This window comes from Halorussus sp. AFM4 (assembly GCF_051194995.1).
GTDB lineage: Archaea > Halobacteriota > Halobacteria > Halobacteriales > Haladaptataceae > Halorussus.
This window is the reverse complement of the sequence record NZ_JBNTJT010000003.1, coordinates 643,910-666,403: the sequence shown is the minus strand read 5'-3', so window position 1 is coordinate 666,403 and position 22,494 is coordinate 643,910. Positions and strand designations below refer to the sequence as shown.

Below are 22,494 nucleotides of genomic sequence, written 5' to 3'. Positions count from 1 at the left end.
GTTCGTTCAGGACCATGGACTCGTATTTTACCGACGTGTCGACATTATAACTTTTCGAGATGCGGTAACGGATGGCTAGGCCTCCAGTAGCACGCGACGTCGGGAGCGGCGGCTTCTGTAAGCGACGCGGAGTCGGAAGGAGTAGCGTCGCTCTCGCCAATTTTGATATCGTGAGAAACAGTTTATTCGGAAGTTTCGGCGGGAGAGTCACGAGTGGCGCTCGGACGGCTCAGACGCTCGCGCCGGACGAAAAAACGGTGCTCAGCCGAGGATGTACCGCAACCGGGGGTACTTCTCGACCAGGGCCTGACCGTCGATCTCGTACCGCTCGACGAGGGCGTCCAGTCCCAGGATGCGGCCCGCGCCGAACGCCGCGACCGAGAGGAAGACGAGCATGTACGCGAAGTCCCCGTTGATGAGGCCGTGGGCGACGTCCCAGTTGCCGAAGTAGAACATCAGCATCATGAACGCGCCGAAGAACGCCGCCAGGCGGGTGAACGCGCCCGCCAGCAGCGCGAGCCCGACGAGGAGCTCGCCCCACGGCACGGCCACGGCGAGGAAGTCAGCGAACCACGGCGTGGTCCCCATCCAGTGGAACAGGCCCACCAGCGGGCTCTCGGCCGGCACCGCGTTCAGCAGGTAGCCGGTCGCGCTGAACGGCTCGGCCGCCGCGATCTTGTCCCAGCCCGAGTAGAGGAAGGCGTAGCCCATCATGAGCCGGAGGGCCAGCACGAACCACGCGCTCAGGCTGTGGGCCCTCCCGCGGACCGTGACGCCGCCGATCGTGCTCTCGAACTCGTTCGTCCCGGTGGTGATCTCGGTAGTAGTCATCGTCGTTCACCTTACGGTTGAACAGAGGCTTCGGGAGGGAATATAAGCGGAGAGTGATTCCCAGATTCGGAGAACCGTGAGTCCGACGGCGAACTCGTTCGGGTGCCGGGCCGCCGCCGACCGGACCGGGGTCGGCAGCTAGTCGGCGTTCACGGGGCAGGACTCCTCGGCGTACTCGACCTGCGCCACCGAGTCGATGGGGTCGTCCCCGCAGACCGGGCAGTCGGGGTTCGGCCGGAACTCCACCTCCTCGAAGCTCATGTCCATCGCGTCGTAGAACACCATCCGGCCGTCGAGCACCTCGCCGGCGCCGAGCAGGTGCTTGACCGTCTCGGTGGCCTGGATGCACCCCACCGTGCCGGGCAGCACCCCGAGCACGCCGGTGGTCGCGCAGTCGGCGACCATCCCCTCGGGCGGCGCCTCCGGGAACAGGCACCGGTAGCACGGCCCCTCGGTCGTGAACGTCGTCACCTGGCCCTCGAACTTGTAGATGGCGCCGTGGGAGAACGGCGTCCCCGAGAGCGTGCAGGCGTCGTTGACCAGGTAGCGCGTCCGGAAGTTGTCGGTCGCGTCGACCACGAAGTCGTAGTCCGCGATCAGCTCCTCGACGTTGTCGGGTTCGACCCGGACCTCGTGGGTCCGGACCGTCACGTCGGGGTTGAGGTCGGCCACGAAGTCGGCGGCCGACTCGACCTTCGGCCGGCCCACGTCGTCGTCGCCGTGGATGATCTGGCGCTGGAGGTTGCTCAGCTCCACCTCGTCGTCGTCGGCGATTCCGAGTTCTCCGACGCCGGCGGCCGCGAGGTACTGGATGACCGGCGCGCCCAGGCCGCCCGCGCCCACCACCAGCACCGCGGCGTCGAGCAGCGCCTGCTGGCCCTCCGGTCCCACCTCGTCCATGATGATGTGCCGGGAGTACCGGTCGAGCTGGGTCGGGTCGAGCGAGAGACTCATGCCCGGTGGTAGGGCGCTTGCGGGTATAAATCCGCGGCTCACCCGGAGGCCGACGGCACGATTCGACCCCGGTCCGCGTCGCGCCGGTCAGCCCGACGGCTGTCGGTGGTAGCGCTCCGATAAAAAACGAGTCGGGTGCGGTGCGAGGCGCGACTACTTGCCGCGGCCCTTGCCGCTGTTGTTGCTCGGGCGGGTGTGCTCGGTGCCCTTGCCCCGCTGCTGGAGGCCGCGGTTGCTCTGCCCCGCGCTGGTCAGGCCGCGGAACGCCCGACCCTTGTGGGAGTCGTCGCAGATCCAGTTCAGGTCGTCGTCGTTCTGGATGGCCGGGTGCTCAGGGTCGAGCAGGATCACCTCGAACCACTTCTGGCTGCCGTCCTCACCGACCCAGTAGGAGTTGAGCACGCGCAGGTTGCGGAACTTCCGCGAAGAGCGCTCCTCGGCGATGCGCTGGAGGTTCTTCCGCCGGTAGACGCGGTTGACGCCCTGGCGCTTCGAGCGCCGGCCGGCCGTGAACCGCTCCTTGCGGGCCGACCCCTTGCGGACGCTGACCCGCGCCACGACGACGCCCTGCTTGGCCTTGTAGCCGAGTTCGCGGGCCTTGTCGAGGCGGGTCGGGCGCTCGACGCGCTCGATGGCGCCCTGCTCGCGCCACTCCTGCTTTCGCTGCCACTGGAGTTCGGCGAGATCGCCGTCGTCCGGGTCTTTCCACGCGTCCTTGATGTGCGAGTAGAAGCTCTTTGCCATGGTGTATCACCACGGGCGTTTGGTGGTTCAGTCCGCCGGAGCGGACCACATCCCGTCCCGCGGCCGGGGGTCGCCCGGCCCACAGGTGCCCGCTGGTGCCCGTCTGCCAGCGAGTCACCCGAAGTTCTCGTCGTCGGTGTTTAAGGACTTCGGATTCACCCGGCCGATTCGTTCGCCAGGGCGCCGTACACGCCCGAGAGCCCGTCGACGGTCGGGGCGTTCGCGACGACGACCTTCTTCCCGCGGCGCTCGACCGCGAAGGCGTCGGAGAACTGCCGGTCGTCGGGGATGACCCAGGTGTTCTCGCGGCCCTCGACCTGCCGCGCGCCGTGGATCTGCAGCAGCCGGCGGTAGGCCTCGGCGAACTGCCGGGCGTCCCGCCGGGAGTCCCACACCGTCTTCCAGACGTAGCCCGTCTCGCCGTCGGGCGTCCGATCGTTCGTGTACACGACGAGCTTGTCACCGTCCCAGCCGGCGGTGGCCGGGTGGCTGTAGTTGTAGCCGTCGAGCATCGGCCGGTCCTCCCCCGAGTTCCGCACGAAGAACGACTCCGGCGGAATCACCGACTGGTTGCCCCGCGAGGCGATGCCGGGGTAGACGAGCATCGTGAACAGCCCCGCCTCGCCCAGCTCGGCGTAGTCGACGCTGTTCCGCACCCGCAGCCGCTTCCACTCCTCGTTGCTCCGGTCCCTCACGGTGACCCGCGACGGCTGGTCCTCGCCGTAGAGCTCGGGGTGGATGACCTGCTCGGTGCTCTTCGGCGGGTCCTCGTACAGCGCGTTGACGCCCGCCCACCCGCTGGCGTTCCGGATCGAGGCGACGAACGGCGGGCCGTCGCTGTAGGGCTGGTACTTCAGCAGGTACGCCCCGACGTTCGCGAGCTGTCCGGAGCCGCCGCCGGGCCGCCCCTGCTTGGTCCCGTAGCACGTCCACTTGGCGTCGCACCGCTGCTGGTAGAGGTACTGGACGTAGTTCGCGTCGCCTTCGACCAGCCCGTCGACGGAGTTGTGCTGCTCGCGGGTCGGCCGGTCGAACTCAGAGAGGTTGAAGTGCTGGTCCTGCAGCGCGTGGACGAGCTCGTGGGCCAGTGTCAGCTCGTCTATCCGGGGCGACCCCGGCGAGTCGGAGATGACCACGATGCGGTCGTTCGTCGGCGTGTAGAAGCCGCCGACCGCGCTCCCGGAGTTGCGCTCCTGGATCTCGACCGAGTCGGCCGACTCGTTGATCATGAACAGCGCCTCGAACTTCGTGTTGTCGAACGTCCGGCTCTTCGCGGAGACGGTGCCGGCGCCGCCCGGTCGCGCCTGGCGGAACTGCTTCCGGGAGATCACGCTCACCGGCACGCGCTTCTGGAACTCCAGCCGCCGGATGTGCTCGACCCGCGCCATCGCGAGCGACACGATCTTCCGGCGTTCGGTCCGGTTCAGGCCGTCGGCCTGCGTCACGGACAGCGATTCGTTGTACCAGTAGCCGTTCTCCCACCCCAGTACGTCCGACTCGGGGTCCGGCGGCGCGCCGGCCTGGTCGGCCAGTGCGCCGACGTTGTCCCCCGTGGCGTCGGCCCGCGGCGACCCGGCGGCCGCCGGAACCGCCGCGAACGACGTCACTCCCGACGCCAGGACGAGGAGCGCGAGTGCTAGCTCGGTTCGCATGAGACGCGTAGTTGTATCCGTCGTCAGGCGGAAGTGGCTTCGGGCCGGCGCAGCGCGAGAAATCCCGGATTGTCCGCTACCGTTGCAGACCGTTTCACGCCGTCCGTCGCGACTGCGTTTCCGCGGAGGAATTAGCCACCTGATAACTAAGCTCGCGGAGGTTCGACGTCCGTCCATGTTCGGAGCTATCTGCGGGGCGAGTACAGGCGATCGACAGACCGGCCGCCGAGGGGGTCGATAGCATGGCGATCCTCGAGCTCGCCATCGGCTTCTTCGTCCTCGCCATCATCGCGGCCGCGCTCGGCGCGGGCGGCGTCGCGGGGCTGTCGATGGACATCGCGAAGTGGCTGGTGATCGCGTTCCTCGTGCTGGCCGTGATATCGCTGGTGCTCTGAAAGGGTCGGTTGTAACTACTTTCAGCTCCGGTCCGCCACCGGCGGTGTCTCGACCGTGACGCCGTCAGACGACGGGTCCGGACCGAGACGGATTTACAACCGACCTGTGACGGGGGTCACGCGCCGGCGCCGTACTCCCGGACCGTCTCGAACTCGCCGGCGGCGAGCGCCGCCGCGAGCGCGCCGACGTCGACGTCGTCGGGGACGAGCCGGGGGTACTTCCGGCGGAAGTAGCCGACCACGTTGTCGACGTCGCGCTCGAGGAACTCGTCGGCGTTCTCGTGGTCGGTCGGGGTGGCCTGCGGCCAGTCGAAGATGGTGATGCCCTCCTCGTTGACGAAGACGTTGTACTCGCTCATGTCGGCGTGGACGTAGCCCTCGGCGTAGGCGTCGCCCATCTCGCCCAGGATCAGGTCGAGTACCGGCACCACCTGGTCGTCCTCGAGCCTGGTCCGCGAGAGCTCCACGCCGTCGATCTTCTCCATCACGATGGCGTGGCGGTTGTGGTCGACCGGCCGTGGCACCTTCACGTCGGGGTAGAGTGCCTCGAGCGCCTCGTACTCGCGCTCGGCCGCCTTCCGGGCGGTGTAGAGCCACGAGACGTGCTCGCGGTCGGCCGTGTAGTCGCGCTCCTTCATCACCTCCCGGAAGTTGGTGTACCCCTCGCGGTGGTACTTGAGCGCGAGCGGTTTGTACGACTGGACCTCGTAGACGTCGCTCTCCTTGCCGACGCCCAGCGGCGCGCCGAACCCCTCCAGGGTGTCCCGTTCCGCGAAGGTGTGCAGCGCCAGCGCGTCGTACCCCTCGAACTTGAGCTGGTAGCCCTCGTACTGTATCGTCCTGCGCTCGATGAGCTCGCGGTCGAGACACCGGTCGAGCCGGTAGTCGACCTCCTCGGCGGTCAGCCGCGAGAACTCCGGGATCTTCTCGCGGGCGACCCACTCCGAGAAGCGCATTCCCTGCTCGACGCCCGACAGCAGGTGGAAGTCCTCGGCTTCCAACTCGGTCAGCATGCCCGCGACGTTCTGGACCATCACCGACACGTAGTCGCCCGCGGGGTAAAAGCCCCGCGGGACGCCCGACCGGCGGGTCTGCAGTGGCTCAGCCACCGGGGTCTCGAACGGCTGGGGTACCGGTCAGTTCTGCCTCGGAGTCGGCCGACCGCGTCGCTCACTTCAAAGCGTCGGCCAAATACCGGCTGGCCACCAGGCATAAACTACAGACGACGATATAAAATGTAACCTTTGAGGCCGATTGGGGTTTCCACGCCCGGCGGCTCGAAATACTGTCCGGCGCCGGCGTTTTACCAACTGATTCGTCTCCTCTCACCGACACTGACGTAAATGGACGTTCAGACCGTAACTGAGCCTGCAATGGGGGACCAAGACACCAGCCGTCGTTCCTTCCTGGCGGCGACCGGGAGTGCGGCCTCTGCCGTCGCGCTCGGGAGCGGATTCGCGGAGGAGAGTGCGGCACAACAGACCACCCAGCAGGGCGGACAGGGCGGTGGCGGGGAGCTCAATCTCATCAACTCCACGATGAGCACGCTCGACCCAATCAAGGCGACCGACACCGCCTCGGGCGAGGTCATCCAGCAGGTGTTCGACGCCCTGATGAACTACCCGAACGGGCAGATAAACGTCAAACCGCTACTGGCGAAGAACTACGAGGTGTCCGACGACTTCACGACGTACACCTTCACCCTGCGTGAGGGCGCGACGTTCCACGACGGGTCGGAGGTCACCGCCCAGGACTTCGTCTACTCGTTCGAGCGCCTCGCCGCCTCGCCCAACTCGCGGCGGGCGTACTTCATCCTCGAGTCCATCGGCGTCAAGCACTCGACGGACGCCGACGGGAACTACCAGCCGGACACGCTGGGCGTCACGGCCAAGGACAAGCGCACCCTCCAGATCCAGCTCCAGGAGCCGTTCCACGCCACGCTGGAGATGCTGGCGTACACGGCGTTCGCCGCCGTGCCCGAGGGCATCGTCGGCGACATCAAGGGGTACAACGGCGAGCTCTCCTACCAGGAGTTCGCCCAGAGCCAGCCCGTCGGCGCCGGTCCCTTCAAGTTCGAGTCCTGGCAGCAGAACACCCAGGCGGCGGTGACCCGGTACGACGACTACTACGGGAACACCGCCGACGTCGAGCGGGTCCACTGGCAGATCATGTCGGACGCGAACGCCCGGTACACCTACGCGATGAACCGGAACGCCGACGCGTTCTCGATCCCGACCCAGTTCTACAACCCGGGCAAGGTGAGCGTCGAGCAGACAGACGAGCGCGGCCGGAAGGTCGGCACGTACGGGCCGGTCCGGAACGGCGCGACGCTCAACTTCCTCGCGGTGCCGACCATCAACACCTACTACATCGGGTTCAACACGAACCGGGTCGAGCAGGCCGCCCGGCACGCCGCCGCGTACGCGATGAACAAGGAGCAGCTGGTCGAGCAGGTGTTCAAGGGCCGCGGCCGGCCGGCCTACCACTTCACGCCGCCCGCCATCTACCCCGGCGGTCCGGACGCCTACCGGAAGCACGCCGAGCAGGAGTACCCGTACAGCTACCGGCAGACCGACCTGCAGAAGGCCCGTCAGGTGATGCGGGAGGCGGGCTACGGCCCGAACAACCGGTACAGCTTCACGTTCACGGTGTACCAGGCGTCGAACACGTGGCCCCAGGTCGGCCAGCTCCTGCGCGACAAGCTCGCCAGCGCGTACATCGACATGACCATCGAGACCGCGCCGTTCTCGACGATGCTCAAGCGCGGCCGGAACGGCAACCTGCAGGCGTACTCGCTGGGGTGGGTGATGGACTGGCCCGCGCCCGACAACTTCCTGCAGCTGCTCAACCCGCCGCTGACCGACACCTCGCAGGACGCGCCGATCTCGTACGTCAACTGGTCGGGCACCGAGGCGTCCCAGCGCGCCAAGAACGCCTGGGAGAAGGTTCAGAACAACCCCGCCCCGACCGACAAGGCCGAGCGCATCCGCAACGACGCCTACATCACGATGGAGGAGGCCAACTGGCAGGACACGGTGTTCCTCAACGTCTACCACCAGACCGAACAGCGGTTCTGGTACGACAACGTCCAGATTCCGAAGTTCGGCGCGGCCGGCACGAGCCGCCAGATGTTCAACAACGTGACGGTGAACGAGTCGGGCGGCGGCGGTAACGCGGGCGGCGGTGGCGGCGGTAACAGCACCGGCGGTAACTGACACCGCCGACGAATCCCGCCCGTCGAACCGTCTCGGTCACCGAACGCACGCGGCGACTCGGTTCTTTTCGGGCACGCGCCACTCCGTCCTTCTCGGTCGGACGCGACTTCTCGGTCGGACGCGACGCCGCCCCTTTCGGTCGTCGGGGAACGCTCGTCCGACCCTACAGTCCGCAGAAATCGCTCGTTACCCGGTTGCGCTCGTGGGACAGGAGTAGATAACGGCAGGTCGGGCTCGGAACGCTCGGGCGGCCGGCTGTCGGTTCCTCGCAGGCAGTCGACGCGCCCGACGGGGTGCGACGGCAGACCGGCTTTCTCGCGTCCACCGGTCGGGCACGGCTTACGACCGCGAGAACGTGCCGGTGAACCGGTCGGTGTCGCGGGTCTTCGCGTCGAGTTCGTCCTCGACCTCCGTCCGGACCGCGCCGGGGTCGGCGTCGAGTTCCTCGTCGAGCACGTGGAGCGTGAACCGGTACTCGTGGGGGTCGTCGCCCTCCGGCGGGCAGGGCCCGCGGTAGCCCACGTCGCCGAAGTCGTTCTCGCCCTGCCGGGCGCCGTCGAGGTCCGGGACCTCCTCCAGGGTCGGCACGTCCTCGGGAATCTCGACGGCGTCGGCGGGCACGTTCCAGAGCAACCAGTGGGTGAAGGTGCCGGCGGGCGCGTCGGGGTCGTCGACCACGACCGCCAGCGCCGCGGCGTCCTCCGGGACGTCGGCGAGGGTCAACTCCGGCGAGACGTCCTCGCCCTCGCAGGTGTACTTCGCGGGGATCGATTCGCCGTGGGTGAACGCCGAGGTGCGGATCGAGGCGTCGGACATGGCTTCGCCTGTCGTCTCGCCGTCCACGTCAAAAGCCGTGACGGCTACCGCGACTCCTCGCGGTCCTCGGCCCCGGAAGCGCCGAAGAGGCCGGCGCAGACCGCGGCCCACGTCCGGCTCCGCCTCGCGCGCTTGCCGCCGAGTCGGTTCAGGTCCATACCTAGTTTAGGCTGCCCTAAACGACTTAACTGTTTGCCTTCGCAATCCACTTGGTCGCCTCGCCCGAACCGGACGGTATGACGCTGTCAGACCGGGAGTGGCGGCTGGTGCGCGAGGAGTCGCACCGCGGCCCGCTCAACATGGCGCTCGACGAGGTCGCGGCCGAGACCGCCGCCGCGGGCGGTCCCCGCACCGTGCGGGTCTATCGGTGGGACCCCGGCACGCTCTCGCTGGGCTACCGCCAGGACCCCGACACCGTGGCGTGGGACTACTGCGAGCGCGAGGGCGTCACCGTCACCCGGCGGCCCACCGGCGGCGGGGGCATCTACCACGACCGGTACGGCGACATCTCCTACTCCGTCGTCGCGCCCGCCGACGAACTCCCCGGCGACCTGATGGACACCTACGAACTGCTCTGCGAGCCCGTCTTCGACGCCTTCGAGCGGCTCGGCGTCGACGCCCGGTTCGCCGACGAAAAGCGGCCCGCGATCCACCAGCCGGCGTGCTACCTCCGGGAGCTCCACCCGGCCCACGACGTCGTCGCGGGCGGTTCGCCGGACGACGCGTCGACCGGCGACGGCGAGGGGCCGCGGAAGATCTCGGGCAACGCCCAGTACCGCCGGAAGGACGCGGTCATCCAGCACGGCTCGCTCAAGTTCGACCTCGACGCCGAGCGCCACCTCGCGACGTTCGCTGACCCCGAGACGACCCCCGCGGAGTTCCGCGAGCGCGTCACGACGATAACCGAGCAGGGCCGCGGCGCCGACGGGCGGGCCGACGTGAGCCGCGAGGAAGCGGTCGAGGCCGTCGAGGAGGCGCTGCGCGAGTGGGCCGACGCCGACGAGGGCGGATGGACCGACGACGAACTGGCGCGGGCCGAGGAGCGGGCCGCGGCCAAGTACGAGCGCGACGCCTGGGTCCGGGACCGCGAGGACCCGACCGAGTAGAGCGTCGGAGTCCGACCCGGACCCAGACGACCCGGCCCGTCCGCGCTGGCCGGTCCCGGGGGCTCAGAGGCCGAACGTCTCGGGGCCGTCGCCGTCGAACTCCTCGGCGATGGCCTGGTGGATCTCGGCGATCGGGGGCTGGTCGCGGGTCGGGTCGAGCGGGTGCTCGCCGACCCACCTGTACCGGACGACGCCGTCCTCGTCGAGCAGGAAGCACGACCGGCGCGCCCGCGGCACGAGCTTGAACACCCGGTAGCGCACGCCGAACGCCGCCGCCAGGTCGAGGTCGGTGTCGGCGTACAGCGGGAACTGGAGGTCGAGGTGGTCGATGAACTTCCGGTGGGTGAACGGCCGGGACTTGCTCGCGCCCACGACCCGCACCGCGTCGCTGCTGGCGAACCAGTCGTAGTCGCGGAACGAGCACCACTCCTCGACGCAGTCGGGGCTGAAGTCGTTGGTGTAGAAGGTGAGCAGCACGGGCCCCTCGGCCAGCAGCGCCGACAGCGCGGTCTCGGACGCGGTCCCGTCCGGCCGGACCAGCGTCCCGGTGACGTCGCCGACCGTCTCGCCGACCTCGATTCCCGTCGAATCGCCCATGGCCGAACCTGGCGCGCACCCCACTTAAACTCTCCCGAGTGCGTATCGCGGCGACCCGCCCCGCGGCGCTACTCCGCCCGCGTGCGGTAGTAGCTCCGCTCGCCGTCCCCGGTGTCGACGATCCTGCGTTCGAGCGCGCCGTTGTCGACGAGCCTGTCCACGATGGCGCTCACGGTCGCGACGTCGACGATGCAGCCGATCAGGTCCTCGTCGACCGGGTAGTCGACGTTGGCCTCCGACCACCCGGTGTCCATCACCGCCTCGGCGATCTCCCGGACGTTGTACGCCTGGTGGTCGTTCTCGCGCAGGAACGTCAGGATCCGCCGCTCGATGGAGTAGCGCTCGCCGCCCCGCTCGAACGTGTCGAGGTCGATGGGCACACACCCCGTAGGTCGCCGACTCCATTAAGGGTGTGGCCCGCGAGACCACTCCACGTACGGCCGGACCGCGGTCTCCAATCGGCGGACGAGCGCGGGCGACTCCGGCCGGTCCGGTCCCGCGATACCCGCGACCGGCCCCGGTTCCGAAGCGCCTTTGACCCCTCCATCCCTGCCCGGACACATGAGAGTCGGCGCACACGAGTCCATCGCCGGCGGCGTCTACAACGCCGTCGACGAGCAGATCGAGGACGGCGGCAACTGCGGTCAGATCTTCACCCACTCCCCGCAGGTGTGGCAGGACCCGGACATCGGCGACGACGAGGCCGAGCGGTTCCGGACCCTGTCCGAGGAGAACGACGTCGGGCCGTGGGTCATCCACTCGTCGTACCTGGTGAACCTCTGCACGCCCAAGGACGACCTCCGCGAGAAGTCCATCGACAGCATGCAGAAGGAGGTCGACGCCGCGGCCAAGCTCGACGTCCCGTACGTCAACGTCCACCTCGGCGCCCACACCGGCGCGGGCGTCGACGGCGGCCTCGACAACGCCGCCAGCGCGCTGGACGAGCTCGACATCCCCGACGGCGTGACCGTGCTCGTCGAGAGCGACGCCGGGTCGGGCACCAAGCTGGGCGGCGACTTCGAGCACCTCGCGGAGGTCCTCGACCGCTCCGAGCAGGACCTCGACGTCTGCCTGGACACCGCCCACATGTTCGCGGCGGGCTACGACCTCTCCAGCGAGGAGGCGGTCCACGACACCATCGCGGAGTTCGACGACGTGGTGGGCCTGGAGCACCTGCAGTGCGTCCACCTCAACGACTCGAAGCACGAGTGCGGCACGAACAAGGACGAGCACGCCCACATCGGCGAGGGCCTCATCGGCGAGGAGGGGATGCGGGCGTTCATCAACCACCCGGAGCTCGCGGACGTTCCGCTGGTCCTGGAGACGCCCCACGAGGACGGCAAGGGCTTCGCGTGGAACATCGAGCGCGTGAAGGAACTCCGGGAGAACTGACGCGACCGGGCTTCGGATCGCGGAGTACGCTTTCTATCCGAGCGCGAACGTCACCAGCCACAGCGCGGCCATCCCGGCGACCAGCGTCGCGAGGATGTCCTCGGTCCGCCAGGCCACCGCGGCCGCGACCGCGCCGGCCAGCAGCTTGGGGTTGCCCGGCGAGAGCGCCAGCCCGCCGTCGGCGAAGGCGAGTTCCGGCACCAGCAGCGCCGAGAGCACCGCGGCCGGGACGAACCGGAGCGCGCGCTCGATCCGGGGTGGGACGTCGTCGAGCCGGCCGAACAGCGCCACGAACGACGCCCGGAGCGCGAACGTCCCGACGCCGCCCGCGAGGATGACGAGCCAGAGGGCGGTCGACCCGAGGTCGGTGCCGGCGGCCCGGGCCGCCTCCTCGGCCAGTCGCGCGGCGTCTCCGCTCATCTACGCCACCTCCTCGTCTCCGCCGGCGCCCCAGACGGACTCCGCGACCATCCCGGCCGCGATGCCGACGACCGCGGCGGTCACCAGCCCGAGGTTGTACGGCAGGCCGTTGGCCGCGATGGCCGCGGCCCCGCCGACGAGCGCCGCCGCGGCGGTCGCGCGGTCGGTGACCGCCGGCACCAGCACCGCGAGGAAGACCAGCGGGACTGCGAACTCCAGGTGCCAGCCCTCGGGGACCCGCGCGCCGAGCACGACGCCGACCACGGTGGCGGCCTGCCAGACCAGCCACAACGGGAGCGCGACCCCGAGGTAGTACCACCGCCGGCTGGTCTCGGGGTCGCGCTCGAACCGAAGTACCGAGACCGCGTACGCCTGGTCGGTGAGCAGGTACGAGAGGCCGGCCTTCCACCGGGCCGACAGCCGGGCGAAGTGGGGCGCGATGGAGGCGCTGTACATCACGTGCCGGAGGTTGACCACGAGGACGGTCGCGACGACCACCAGCGCCGGCGCGCCCCGGCCGACCAGCTCGATGGCCGCGAGCTGCGAGGCCCCGGCGAAGATGACGACCGACATGGCGACCGCCTGCGCCGCGGGGATGCCGACGCCGACCGCGGCGGCGCCCGCGACCATCCCGAACGGGACCACCCCCAGGAGGATGGGTGCGACCACGCGGACGCCGGCCGTGAAATCGCTGCGCGGTGAGCTCATAGGAACTATCGTAGAACTTCAGCGGTCTCCACTCGTCCCACGGGTCCTGTCGCTCGATTCGCCCGGACGCGCAGTGAAAATCGACGGCTTGCTACGGGAGTTCCTCTCACTGTCTCCCGGTGGTCGGTCCAGCCGTATCACGCTTGGCGTTCCGGCGAACCGGTCGCACTCGAGGGGTGGGTCTCGGCCGCCCAGACCGCCCCGCTTTTGACCCTCGCGTCCTAACGCCGACCCAGAACCAGCCGTGCGACAGTTCTCTGCCGACTACCTCCGGGACACCCGACGCGGGATGTGGGACGACCGCGAGGCGCTGACCGACCTCGACCTCGGCTCCAGGGAGCGCGTGCTCGACGTCGGCTGCGGCACGGGCGAGCTCTCGCGGGTGCTCGCCGAGGAGACGCCCGGCGAGGTCGTGGGCGTCGACGCCGACCCGGAACTGCTCGCGGTGGCCCGCGAGCAGACCGGCGTCGAGACCGTCGCGGGCGACGCGCTCCGGCTGCCCTTCCCGGACGACAGCTTCGACCTGGTGGTCTGCCAGGCGCTGCTCATCAACCTCCCGGACCCCGCCGCCGCGGTCCGGGAGTTCCGGCGGGTCTCGACCGACCTCGTGGCCGCGGTCGAACCCGACAACGCCGCCGTGGCGGTCGAGTCGACCGTCGACGCCGAGAGCGACCTCGCGGCCCGGGCGCGCCGGGCCTACCTCGACGGGGTCGAGACCGACGTGACCCTGGGCGGCGAGGGCACCCGCGAGGCGTTCGAGGAGGCCGGCCTGTCGGGCGTGTCCACCCGCCGGCACGTCCACGCCCGGACGGTCGAACCGCCGTACGGCGACCGCGACCTGCGCTCGGCCCGCCGGAAGGCCAGCGGCGAGGGGCTGGCCGACGACCGGGCGACGCTGCTGGCCGGCGGCCTCTCGGCCGCGGAGTACGACGACCTCCGGAGCGACTGGCGCGAAATGGGCCGCGACGTCGTCGAGCAGATGGGCGACGGCGAGTACCGCCGGGCCGAGGTCGTCCCCTTCTACGTGACGGTCGGGTCGGTGTGAGACTGGACTGGGTTCTTCTGTCGTTGCTGGGCTCGGACCACGCTTGCTGTGACGACATCCCCGGAAGCCCCGCCCGGTCGCGGTCGCTGCGGGACATATTCGGCACTCTCCGCACGGCCCGCGCCGAATAGTGGTCCCGGAGGCGACTGAACTGCACGCGACCGGCCGGCCCCTTCCAGTCCACCCAGTCCGTCTCTCTGCTGGGGAGCCGAAACCGGTGGAAGGGGCAATCTGCCATCGCCCGACGGAGAGCGGCGATTCCTCCGGGCTAACCTCTTTAGCGCCTGCGACCTTTCACAAGGGTATGTTCGAGAACATCCTGGTTCCGGTGGACGGCAGCGAGGGAGCCGACGCCGCCGTCGGACACGCCGCCGACATCGCCGAGCGGTTCGACGCCGCGGTCCGGGTCCTGTTCGTCGCCAACACGAAGCGCGACAGCGTGACGACCGTCGGCACCGAGGTCGTCGACGCGCTCGAGCAGAAGGGCGAGCAGATCGTCGAGCCCGTCGCGGCCGACCTCCGCGAGCGGGGCGTCGACTGCGAGACCGAGGTGGTCCAGGGCGCACCGGCGACCGCCATCGCCGACTACGCCGAATCCGAGGGGATGGACCTCGTGGTGATGCCGACCCGCGGCCGCGAGGGGCTCTCGCGGCTCCTGCTCGGCAGCGTCACCGAGAAGACCCTGCGGCTCTCGGAGGTGCCCGTGCTGACGATCCGGACCCACGAGGACGCCCGCACGTCGTTCCCCTACGAGGACGTCCTGGTGCCGACAGACGGGAGCGAGGCCGCGAGGGCGGCGGTCGACCAGGCGGTCGACCTCGCGGCCGCCCTCGACGCGACGGTGCACGCCGTCTCGGTCGTCGACGACACGTCGCTGGGCCTCGACGTGCGGTCGGTCTCGGCCAGCGAGGACCTCGAAGACCGGGCCGAGGAGGCGGTGGCCGACGTGGCCGCCCGCGCCGAGGAGGCCGGGGTCGAGTCGGTAACGGAGGAGGTCCTTCGCGGCCGGGTCCACCGCCGGATTCTGGGGTACGTCGACGACAACGACGTCGACCTGGTCGCGGTGGGGACGACCGGGCGCGGCGGCACCGACCGAGTGCTACTGGGTAGCGTCGCCGAGCGCCTCGTCCGGTCGTCGCCGGTGCCGGTGCTGACGGTGCGCCGGCAGACCTAACGGTCCGGTCGCCGTTCCGGACCGTATGGACCCGCGCATCCGAACCCACGCCGAGATTCTCGTCGACCACTGCACCGACATCGACCCGAGCGACGACGTGCTGATCCGCGCCCCGCCGGTCGCCGAGGACCTGGCGGTGGCCGTCGCCGAGGAGATCGGCGAGGTGGGAGCGAGCCCCTCCATCTCGCTCACCAGCGACCGGGCGACCCGGGCGTACCTCCGGGCCAGCGACCCCGCGGACTTCGAGACCCCCGAGCACCTGCAGGCGCTGATGGAGGCGACCGACGCGTTCGTGCTCGTCAAGGGGTCGCGCAACACCGCGGAGATGGGCGACGTCCCCTCCGAGACGCTCGCGGCCTACCAGCAGTCCCGCCAGCCCCTCCAGGAGGCCAGGATGGGCAAGCGCTGGGTCGGCACCCAGTTCCCCGCGCCGGGCGAGGCCCAGAAGGCCGAGATGTCGACCGAGGAGTACGAGGAGTTCGTCTACGACGCGGTCAACAGGGACTGGGACGCCCAGCGCGACCACCAACAGCAGATGGTCGAGATTTTCGACCCCGCCGACGAGGTCCGCGTCGTCTCGGGCGACACCACCGACCTCACGATGAGCGTCGAGGGGATGAAGACGGTCAACGACTACGGCGAGAAGAACCTCCCCGGCGGCGAGGTGTTCACCGCGCCGGTCCCCGACTCCGTGGAGGGCGAGGTGCTGTTCGACAAACCCCTCCTCCGGCACGGTCGGGAGATCCAGGACGCCTCCCTCCGGTTCGAGGAGGGCGAGGTCGTCGACCACGACGCCTCGAAGAACGCCGACCTGCTCGCGAGCATCCTCGACACCGACGAGGGAGCCCGCCGGCTCGGCGAGCTCGGCATCGGGATGAACCGCGACATCGACCGGTTCACCTACAACATGCTGTTCGACGAGAAGATGGGCGACACCGTCCACATGGCCATCGGGAAGGCCATCGAGGAGACGGTGCCGGAGGGACGGCCGCTCAACGAGAGCGCGGTCCACCTCGACATGATCGTCGACATGAGCGAGGACTCGTACATCGAAGTGGACGGTGAAGTGGTCCAGCGCGACGGGACGTTCCGGTTCGAAGACGGCTTCGAGGGCTAGTCGGGGACCAGGGTTTAAATCAGAAGCCGCGAGGAAACCCGGCCGTGACCTGAGACCCGCCGCACGGGCGGCCGAGGAGGGAGCGCCGCGAGCCCCTGTGCGAAGCTGAACGCGGCCTGTTCGCGATCTTCCCGACCTCGAGCGCCGCGACTACACCACGTCGCCGCGGACCGTGGCGCCCTCCTGGCGCTTCCGGTAGGACTCGACTGCCTGGGCCGCCTCGTCGGTCTTCGACTCGTCCATGCCGAGCATCTCCAGCGCGTCGGGCAGCGTGGGGAACGCGAGCTCGCTCTCCCGGAGCTTGCGGAGGGCCTCGTCGCTGCGCTGCCCCTCTGCCCAGAGGCAGACGCCCCGGGGGTCCAGGATCTGCTCGTAGGTCTCCCGCTCGATGGCGCCCTTGAGCCGCTGGGTCACGTTGTCCTCGAAGCTGGAGTTGCAGACCTCCAGGTGGACGGGCTCGTCCTCGGGCAGGAGGTGGGCGGCCAGGCACTTCTCGGGCGCGGCGTGGCCGCTGTCGTTGGCCCGGATGTACTCGGGGTACTGCTCGGCCCACTCCGCCCGAACGGTCCTGCCGACCCCCTCGACCCCGTGGGACTTCCGGAACCGCTCGGCGGCGTCGCCGTCGTCGCCCCGCAGCAGGATGTCCTTGGTGACGTACACGTCGAGCCGCTCGACCGGGTCGAGGCCGAGCGCGACGTCGCCGTACACCCAGACCTCGCGGACCGGGACCGGCATGGTCTCGTCCTCGACGGCGGCGAGGATGTCCTCGACGCGTTCGATCGCCTCGTCTCGGTTCATGGATTCCGGGTTGGCGTTCGGGCGGGTTAACGGTGCCGTGTTCCGAACTCGGCCGGTCGGTCCACCGCGAACCGCGTCGGCTCGAAATCACGCAGGTTGCCCGGACGCCGCAACTCCGGCGCTGGCCGTCAGTTCTCGGCCGCGACCGGCTGCTGGTCGTACTTGTCGCGGAACTCCTGGACGAGCTGGCCCATCTTGGCGTACCAGTCGTTGAGCATCCGCTGCATGTCGTCGGCCACCTCGTCGGGGTCGGTCGGCCGGTAGACGTGGTAGTAGCCGCCCTGCTCGTAGTTGACCTGCTCCTTCTGGACGAACCCCGCCTGGAGCAGCCGCTGGATGGCGCGGTACGCCGTCGAGCGCTCGCGGTCCACCCGGTCGGCCACCTCGTCGATCGTCAGCGGTTCCTCGGTCTCGACCAGGACCTGGAAGCACTCGCGGTCGAGCTCCTTCAGGCCGTGGATGCACTCCAGCAGCCCCTCGCACTCCATGTCCTTCTGGAGGTATTCAGCCATCGAGTCAGCCATTTTCTTGGCCGCGACTAGGCACTACGGCCCTAAAAGGATTTGCATAGTGTGTACAACACTGCGCCGCGGAGCCGGCTCCGCCGCCGGTCCGACGGGAGCTCAGTCGCCGGTCGCGGTCGCGGCGGTCCGGTCCGCGGTCCGGGCGCGCCAGACGCCCTGGGCGTACGCGCCGACGAACATCCCGGCGATTGCCAGCAGGATGGGGTAGTTGCCGACGCCGACGCTGGCGTAGGCCGCGCCCGGGCAGATGCCCGAGATCCCCCAGCCGACGCCGAAGACGACTCCGCCGGTGAGGACGTTGCGGTCGAACGACTTGAGCCGCCGGGCGTACGCCCGGCCGGTGAGGGGCGCCCGGTCGAGCAACCGGGTACCGACCGCGAACGCGGAGCCCGCGACGACGGAGCCGACGCCCATCACGAACAGCAGGCCGAAGTCCTCGAACTGGAGGAAGTCCAGCACGACCTCCGGCCGGGCCATGCGGCTGTAGCCGAGGCCGAAGCCGAACAGCAGCCCGCCGACCACGACGAGGGGCAGGAACAGGGGATGGCGGTCCCGCCCGTCGCCCGCTCCGTCGCTCGGATTCGCGGCGTCGGTCCGGCTCCCGGCGTCGCCCGCGGGGCCGCTCACGGCGTCACCCCCAGCGCCTGCATGATCTGGGCCGTCGCGATTGCGACCGCGAGGAACGTGGCCACGTTGACCAGCGAGGTCGGCGCGACCGACCCGACGCCGCAGATGCCGTGGCCGGAGGTGCACCCCTTGCCGACCCTGGTGCCGATGCCGACGAGGACGCCTCCGGCGAGCAGCCGCCACCACGAGACCTCGGTCGTCCACCCGAAGTCGCCGAACGCGACGGCGTAGATCGCCGCGCCGGCGACGATGCTCAGGGTGAACGCGACCCGCCAGTCGCGGGAGGCGACGTACTTCGCGCGGTTGAACCGCGGCACGTCCGAGACGTACGACAGCGTGGACTCGAGGAAGGTGCTGGCCCCCGCCGGGATCGCGGTACCGAGGTAGATGGCGGCGACGCCCAGCCCGATGAGCGCCCCGCCCGCGGCGTACCGCCAGATTCCGTGGGGGAACAGCTCCCCGAACGTCACGAGTGGTTCCATAGTGAACTCTCGGTCCTCGGGGGTTTAGTCGCTGGTCATCGCGTCGGAACTCGCCGCGCAGTTGTTCGGGCCGAGCTCCAGCTCGAACGCCTCCTGGTCGGTCCGGTCCGCCCGGCCGAGGTTGGTCGCGATGACTTCCTCGTAGTTGGCGGGCCGGGGCGGCACGTCCGAGAGCACGAGGTCGACGAACTCGTCCTCGTCCATCGTCAGCGCGTCCATCCTCTCGGTCAGGTTGCCGATGGTCTCGGTGTAAGTGCCGTCCTCGCGGGTGTCGGCGGCGTCACTGAAGTGCGCGCCGCCCACGACGATGTCGTCGTCGAGGGGCAGGACGCGCTCCTGGAGCGACTCGTAGAGCTGCCGGGCCGCGTCGGGCGCGCCCTCGTCGCCGTCTTCGAGGTCGGGCCGCGCGACGCTCTCGGCGAACAGCCCGTCGCCCGTCAGGAGGACGGCGTCGTCGACGAGGTACGAGGTCATCCCTGAGGTGTGGCCGGGCGTGAACACCGCTTCGATCTCGACGTCGCCGACCGCGAACGCGTCGCCGTCCTCGGCGGCGGTGACCGCGTCGTCGTAGGTGACCCCGCGGTCGATAGCCGCCGCCGGGAGGACGCCCTCCACACCCTCGTCGATCAGTTCGCGGACGCCGGAGACGTGGTCGGCGTGGACGTGGGTGTCGATGGCGTACGTCAGGTCCGCGCCCAGCGCCTCCGCGTCCTGCAGGTAGGTGTCGGTGAACGCCCGCAGGGGATCGACGACCGCGGCCTCGCCGTCGGAGACCACGAGGTAGCTCATGCACCCGCTGGAGGGGCGCTGGTACTGCGCGACGGTGGCGTCGGTGGCGGCGTCGATCTCCCTGTACTCGAAGACGCGGGCCCAGCCCCGCATGCCGTCTTCGAGGTGGGCGGCGTCGTAGCCGCGCTCGATCAGTTCGCCGGCGACGTACTCGCTGGACTCGCCCTTGGCGCAGACGACCGCGATCTCCCGATCGTTCGGCAACTGCTCGAAGACCTCCTCGCCCGGTTCGCCCGCGAGGAACTCGAAGTACGGGACGTTGAGCGATTCGACGCTCTCCCCGTCGATGGCCCACTCCTCGACGTCGTCGGGGACGCGCGTGTCGAGGACGAACACGTCCGCGCCGGCGTCGATGCGCTCTCTCAGCGTCTCGGGTTCGATGCTGTCGACCTCCGCGTCGGGGGTCGGGAACTCTGGTTCGCTCATCACGGGTAAACCTATCCTGACGCTCTCCCATAAGGGTTTGCATAGTATTGCGCAATACCAACAACATATAGTCGCGGCGGCTCTGACGGACTTACTTCGGGACTAGGTCAATAACCTCCAGATATCGTCCTTAAGCCGCTGTTCAGCTTGATTTCGTATGCCTGTGGCGGGCCTCGTGTCGAAAGGACTTGCTTGCTACGCCCAAGAACCAACACACTTTTCTCCTCGCACCCAATATTGCTCGATGTGCACAAGATAATCCACTGGTGTAACTATGAGTGACGCACACGACATCACCGAGACGCTCGACGTGAAGGGACAGTCCTGCCCGATGCCGGTCGTCCGGTCCAAGCAGGCGACCGACGGCCTCTCCGGGGGTGACGTGCTGGAAGTGATCGCCACCGACCCCGGGAGCGTGAGCGACATCGCAGGGTGGGCGAACACGACCGACGGTGTCGAACTTCTCGACCAGGAAGAAGCCGAGGACGGCGACGGGGCGGTCTTCAAGCACTACGTCCGCAAGACCGAGTGAGATGAGCACGGACACGCCCCGGAGTCCCGACTCGGCCGCGAGCGCGGAGGACGTCGCGGCCCTGCGGGACCGCGTCGAGGAACTGGAGGCGGAGCTGTCGGCGGTGAAGTCCGACGGTCAGAAGAAGATGACCATCATCGCCACGAAGGGCACCTTCGACATGGCGTACCCGCCGCTCATCCTCGCCAGCACCGCGGCGGCGTTCGGCTGGGACGTCGTGGTCTTCCACACGTTCTGGGGGCTCGACATCCTCCACGAGGAGAAGTCGACGGACCTCAAGCTGAGCGCGGTCGGCAACCCGAGCATACCGCTTCCCAACGCGGTCGCCGCGCTCCCCTTCATGGACGCGATGGCGACCAGGATGATGGAGCGGAAGGTCGACGAGCAGGGCACCGCGACCATCGAGGAGCTCGTCGAGCTGTCGCTGGACACCGGCGTCGACCTCCAGGCCTGCCAGATGACGACGGAGCTGATGGACTACGACGAGGACGAGATGTACGACGGCGTGACGACCGGCGTCGGCGCGGCCACCGCGCTCGAACACATGGCCGACGCCGACATCCAACTGCTCATCTAGCTCTGGTCGGGCTCTTCCTCGTCCGAACGACTCACACCGACCGCGACCAACTGCAACCGACCCCGACCGACCGCCGCGCCGCGGTATTGTACTGTTTTCACAGCGGCAATCAGGATTAAGGCCGGGGACGTCGAGAATCCCCGACGAGATGCCAGCGAAAGTGACCCCTCGACGGTTGGCCGACATGCTCGACGCCGGCGAGGAGTTCGTCCTCCTCGACACCCGCGGCGACGAGAGCTACGACTCGTGGCACGTCCGGGGCGCCGAGCAGTTCCCCTTCGGCGCCGACGAGGAGCTGACCGACGACCGGAAGGCCGAGCTCGACGCCCTGCTCGACGGCCGGGACCGGATCGTGACCATCTGCGCGAAGGGCGTCACCTCCGACCACTTCGCCGAGGAGCTGAGCGAGGCTGGGTACGACGTCGCGGTCGTCACCGGCGGAATGGAGGCCTGGAGCCAGGTGTACGACGCGGTGCCCGTGGAAACCGACGGTCCGGCCGAGATCGTGCAGGTCCAGCGCCGCGCGAAGGGGTGTCTGGGATACGTGGTCGCGGACCCCGAGACGGGCGAAGCCGGGGTCGTGGACGCCACTCGCCACGCCGCGGAGTTCCGCGCGGTGGCCGACGAGCGCGACTGGGAGATCACCCGGGTGTTCGACACCCACGTCCACGCCGACCACGTCTCGGGCGGGCGAGAGCTCGCGGCCGAACTCGGGGTTCCGTACCACCTGAGCGAGGCCGCCCGCGAGCGCGACGTGACGTACGACTTCGCGCCCCTGGGTCGCAACGAGGCGGTCGAGGTCGGCGACGTCCAGCTCAAGGCGCTGCGCGTGCCCGGCCACACGACCGAGTCGGTCAACCTGCTGGTGAACCGCGAGGCGGTCCTGACCGCAGACACCCTCCACGTGGGGTCGGTCGGCCGTACCGAGCTGGAGAGCGAGGCGCAGCGCGCCTCGGACAGTCGAGCGGCGGAGCCGCGAGACGGCGGCGACGAGGACGCCGCCGCGGGCGCCCGGATGCAGTACGAGTCGCTGCATCGAACCGTCCTCGCGGAACCCGACGACCTCGCAGTCCTGCCGGGCCACGTCGAGGTCACCAGCGACGGCGAGTTCGCTCACGGCGCGCCGGGCGAACCGGTCCGCGCGACGGTCGGCGAGGCCAGGACCACGTTCGACCTGCTCCAGCTGGCCGAGGACGAGTTCGTCGAGCGTCTGACCGCGGGCGACCAGGAGAAGCCGCCGAGCTTCGAGCGAATCATCGCGGTCAACCGCGGCGCCGAGTCGGTCGAGCAGAGCGAGGCGACCGAGATGGAGATGGGTCCGAACAACTGCTCTGCGTAACGCCGTCAAACACCCGTTCGAGTAGCTGATTCGCTGTTTCCGACGCGTCCGCTCGGCCGTCCCGTTTCCCGCCGCCAGCCCTCAATGAATTTTATGACGCTATATCGAATATGCCTCTCTGTAGATGATAATGCCCCCTTGATTGTGCATAGGAATCCCAGTTTTTCCGGGGTCATCGATGCCTCTCAACGTTCAAGACCAGGAAGATAACCCTCAATATCCAAGGTATTGTTC

25 protein-coding genes are annotated in these 22,494 nt (G+C 69.1%); 10 read left to right on the top strand and 15 right to left on the bottom strand.

The features are described 5' to 3' along the window. Nucleotides 1-261: 261 nt before the first annotated feature. The 4 genes from ACQUQF_RS16400 to ACQUQF_RS16385 all read right to left on the bottom strand — a co-directional run bounded on the left by ACQUQF_RS16400 (nt 262) and on the right by ACQUQF_RS16385 (nt 4,181). Complete coding sequence (locus tag ACQUQF_RS16400; RefSeq protein ID WP_435180171.1) at nt 262-831, bottom strand: DoxX family protein; 570 nt, start codon at nt 829-831, stop codon at nt 262-264. A 138-nt stretch (nt 832-969) separates the two neighbouring features. Next, entirely contained in the window at nt 970-1,785 is an 816-nt protein-coding gene (gene ubaA / locus ACQUQF_RS16395; RefSeq protein ID WP_435180170.1) for an SAMP-activating enzyme E1, read from the bottom strand. A 153-nt stretch (nt 1,786-1,938) separates the two neighbouring features. Then, complete coding sequence (locus ACQUQF_RS16390) at nt 1,939-2,529, bottom strand: 50S ribosomal protein L15e (protein ID WP_435180169.1); 591 nt, start codon at nt 2,527-2,529, stop codon at nt 1,939-1,941. 155 nt (nt 2,530-2,684) lie between these two features. Further along, complete coding sequence (locus ACQUQF_RS16385) at nt 2,685-4,181, bottom strand: Hvo_1808 family surface protein (protein ID WP_435180168.1); 1,497 nt, start codon at nt 4,179-4,181, stop codon at nt 2,685-2,687. Nucleotides 4,182-4,429: 248 nt separating this feature from the next. Here ACQUQF_RS16385 and ACQUQF_RS16380 point away from each other — a divergent pair, with 248 nt between their 5' ends. Beyond that, nucleotides 4,430-4,576 (top strand): DUF1328 family protein, encoded by a 147-nt coding sequence (locus tag ACQUQF_RS16380; protein WP_435180411.1) that lies wholly within the window; start codon nt 4,430-4,432, stop codon nt 4,574-4,576. A gap of 116 nt (nt 4,577-4,692) precedes the next feature. On the opposite strand, the gene ACQUQF_RS16375 is transcribed toward ACQUQF_RS16380, so the two are convergent. After that, entirely contained in the window at nt 4,693-5,610 is a 918-nt protein-coding gene (locus tag ACQUQF_RS16375; RefSeq protein ID WP_435180410.1) for a serine/threonine-protein kinase RIO2, read from the bottom strand. Nucleotides 5,611-5,949: 339 nt separating this feature from the next. On the opposite strand from ACQUQF_RS16375, the gene ACQUQF_RS16370 reads away from it, so the two are divergent. Next, nucleotides 5,950-7,791, top strand: coding sequence for an ABC transporter substrate-binding protein (locus ACQUQF_RS16370; protein WP_435180167.1), 1,842 nt, complete (start codon nt 5,950-5,952; stop codon nt 7,789-7,791). A 339-nt stretch (nt 7,792-8,130) separates the two neighbouring features. On the opposite strand, the gene ACQUQF_RS16365 is transcribed toward ACQUQF_RS16370, so the two are convergent. Further along, a complete protein-coding gene (locus ACQUQF_RS16365; RefSeq protein WP_435180166.1) occupies nt 8,131-8,607 on the bottom strand; it encodes a YbhB/YbcL family Raf kinase inhibitor-like protein in 477 nt (158 codons plus the stop codon). Nucleotides 8,608-8,843: 236 nt separating this feature from the next. Between ACQUQF_RS16365 and ACQUQF_RS16360 the strand changes: the two genes are divergently transcribed. Next, a complete protein-coding gene (locus ACQUQF_RS16360) occupies nt 8,844-9,713 on the top strand; it encodes a lipoate--protein ligase family protein (RefSeq protein WP_435180165.1) in 870 nt (289 codons plus the stop codon). Nucleotides 9,714-9,776: 63 nt separating this feature from the next. On the opposite strand, the gene ACQUQF_RS16355 is transcribed toward ACQUQF_RS16360, so the two are convergent. Together ACQUQF_RS16355 and ACQUQF_RS16350 are read right to left on the bottom strand one after the other, a co-directional pair. Further along, entirely contained in the window at nt 9,777-10,310 is a 534-nt protein-coding gene (locus ACQUQF_RS16355; RefSeq protein ID WP_435180164.1) for a redoxin domain-containing protein, read from the bottom strand. Nucleotides 10,311-10,378: 68 nt separating this feature from the next. Continuing rightward, nucleotides 10,379-10,690: a hypothetical protein gene (locus ACQUQF_RS16350; protein ID WP_435180163.1), complete on the bottom strand. Its 312-nt coding sequence runs from the start codon at nt 10,688-10,690 to the stop codon at nt 10,379-10,381. Between the two features lie 181 nt (nt 10,691-10,871). Between ACQUQF_RS16350 and ACQUQF_RS16345 the strand changes: the two genes are divergently transcribed. Next, nucleotides 10,872-11,702, top strand: a complete 831-nt coding sequence (locus ACQUQF_RS16345; protein ID WP_435180162.1) for a deoxyribonuclease IV — start codon at nt 10,872-10,874, stop codon at nt 11,700-11,702. A gap of 33 nt (nt 11,703-11,735) precedes the next feature. Here the strand turns inward: ACQUQF_RS16345 and ACQUQF_RS16340 are convergent, their stop codons facing one another. Both ACQUQF_RS16340 and ACQUQF_RS16335 read right to left on the bottom strand, forming a co-directional pair. Continuing rightward, nucleotides 11,736-12,122: an AzlD domain-containing protein gene (locus ACQUQF_RS16340; RefSeq protein WP_435180161.1), complete on the bottom strand. Its 387-nt coding sequence runs from the start codon at nt 12,120-12,122 to the stop codon at nt 11,736-11,738. Further along, nucleotides 12,123-12,830 carry an AzlC family ABC transporter permease gene (locus ACQUQF_RS16335; RefSeq protein WP_435180160.1) on the bottom strand — a complete coding sequence of 236 codons (708 nt, stop codon included), beginning with the start codon at nt 12,828-12,830 and terminating at the stop codon, nt 12,123-12,125. Nucleotides 12,831-13,074: 244 nt separating this feature from the next. Here ACQUQF_RS16335 and ACQUQF_RS16330 point away from each other — a divergent pair, with 244 nt between their 5' ends. The 3 genes from ACQUQF_RS16330 to ACQUQF_RS16320 all read left to right on the top strand — a co-directional run bounded on the left by ACQUQF_RS16330 (nt 13,075) and on the right by ACQUQF_RS16320 (nt 16,166). Next, nucleotides 13,075-13,875, top strand: coding sequence for a class I SAM-dependent methyltransferase (locus ACQUQF_RS16330; RefSeq protein WP_435180159.1), 801 nt, complete (start codon nt 13,075-13,077; stop codon nt 13,873-13,875). 304 nt (nt 13,876-14,179) lie between these two features. Next, entirely contained in the window at nt 14,180-15,049 is an 870-nt protein-coding gene (locus ACQUQF_RS16325; protein ID WP_435180158.1) for a universal stress protein, read from the top strand. A gap of 25 nt (nt 15,050-15,074) precedes the next feature. Continuing rightward, nucleotides 15,075-16,166, top strand: coding sequence for an aminopeptidase (locus tag ACQUQF_RS16320; protein WP_435180157.1), 1,092 nt, complete (start codon nt 15,075-15,077; stop codon nt 16,164-16,166). A 150-nt stretch (nt 16,167-16,316) separates the two neighbouring features. Here the strand turns inward: ACQUQF_RS16320 and ACQUQF_RS16315 are convergent, their stop codons facing one another. The 5 genes from ACQUQF_RS16315 to ACQUQF_RS16295 form a co-directional block, all read right to left on the bottom strand. Beyond that, a complete protein-coding gene (locus tag ACQUQF_RS16315) occupies nt 16,317-16,964 on the bottom strand; it encodes a DUF7095 family protein (protein WP_435180156.1) in 648 nt (215 codons plus the stop codon). Nucleotides 16,965-17,092: 128 nt separating this feature from the next. After that, nucleotides 17,093-17,488, bottom strand: coding sequence for a helix-turn-helix domain-containing protein (locus tag ACQUQF_RS16310; RefSeq protein WP_435180155.1), 396 nt, complete (start codon nt 17,486-17,488; stop codon nt 17,093-17,095). A 99-nt stretch (nt 17,489-17,587) separates the two neighbouring features. Continuing rightward, complete coding sequence (locus tag ACQUQF_RS16305) at nt 17,588-18,028, bottom strand: DUF6691 family protein (protein ID WP_435180409.1); 441 nt, start codon at nt 18,026-18,028, stop codon at nt 17,588-17,590. A gap of 83 nt (nt 18,029-18,111) precedes the next feature. After that, nucleotides 18,112-18,597, bottom strand: a complete 486-nt coding sequence (locus ACQUQF_RS16300; RefSeq protein ID WP_435180154.1) for a YeeE/YedE family protein — start codon at nt 18,595-18,597, stop codon at nt 18,112-18,114. Nucleotides 18,598-18,621: 24 nt separating this feature from the next. Next, the gene (locus tag ACQUQF_RS16295) at nt 18,622-19,812 is read right to left on the bottom strand and encodes an MBL fold metallo-hydrolase (protein ID WP_435180153.1); all 1,191 of its coding nucleotides are present in this window, start codon (nt 19,810-19,812) and stop codon (nt 18,622-18,624) included. A gap of 274 nt (nt 19,813-20,086) precedes the next feature. Between ACQUQF_RS16295 and ACQUQF_RS16290 the strand changes: the two genes are divergently transcribed. The 3 genes from ACQUQF_RS16290 to ACQUQF_RS16280 all read left to right on the top strand — a co-directional run bounded on the left by ACQUQF_RS16290 (nt 20,087) and on the right by ACQUQF_RS16280 (nt 22,260). Then, nucleotides 20,087-20,344 carry a sulfurtransferase TusA family protein gene (locus ACQUQF_RS16290; protein ID WP_435180152.1) on the top strand — a complete coding sequence of 86 codons (258 nt, stop codon included), beginning with the start codon at nt 20,087-20,089 and terminating at the stop codon, nt 20,342-20,344. A gap of 1 nt (nt 20,345) precedes the next feature. Beyond that, nucleotides 20,346-20,921 (top strand): DsrE/DsrF/DrsH-like family protein, encoded by a 576-nt coding sequence (locus ACQUQF_RS16285; RefSeq protein WP_435180151.1) that lies wholly within the window; start codon nt 20,346-20,348, stop codon nt 20,919-20,921. Between the two features lie 148 nt (nt 20,922-21,069). Beyond that, the gene (locus ACQUQF_RS16280) at nt 21,070-22,260 is read left to right on the top strand and encodes an MBL fold metallo-hydrolase (RefSeq protein ID WP_435180150.1); all 1,191 of its coding nucleotides are present in this window, start codon (nt 21,070-21,072) and stop codon (nt 22,258-22,260) included. Nucleotides 22,261-22,494 lie beyond the last annotated feature (234 nt).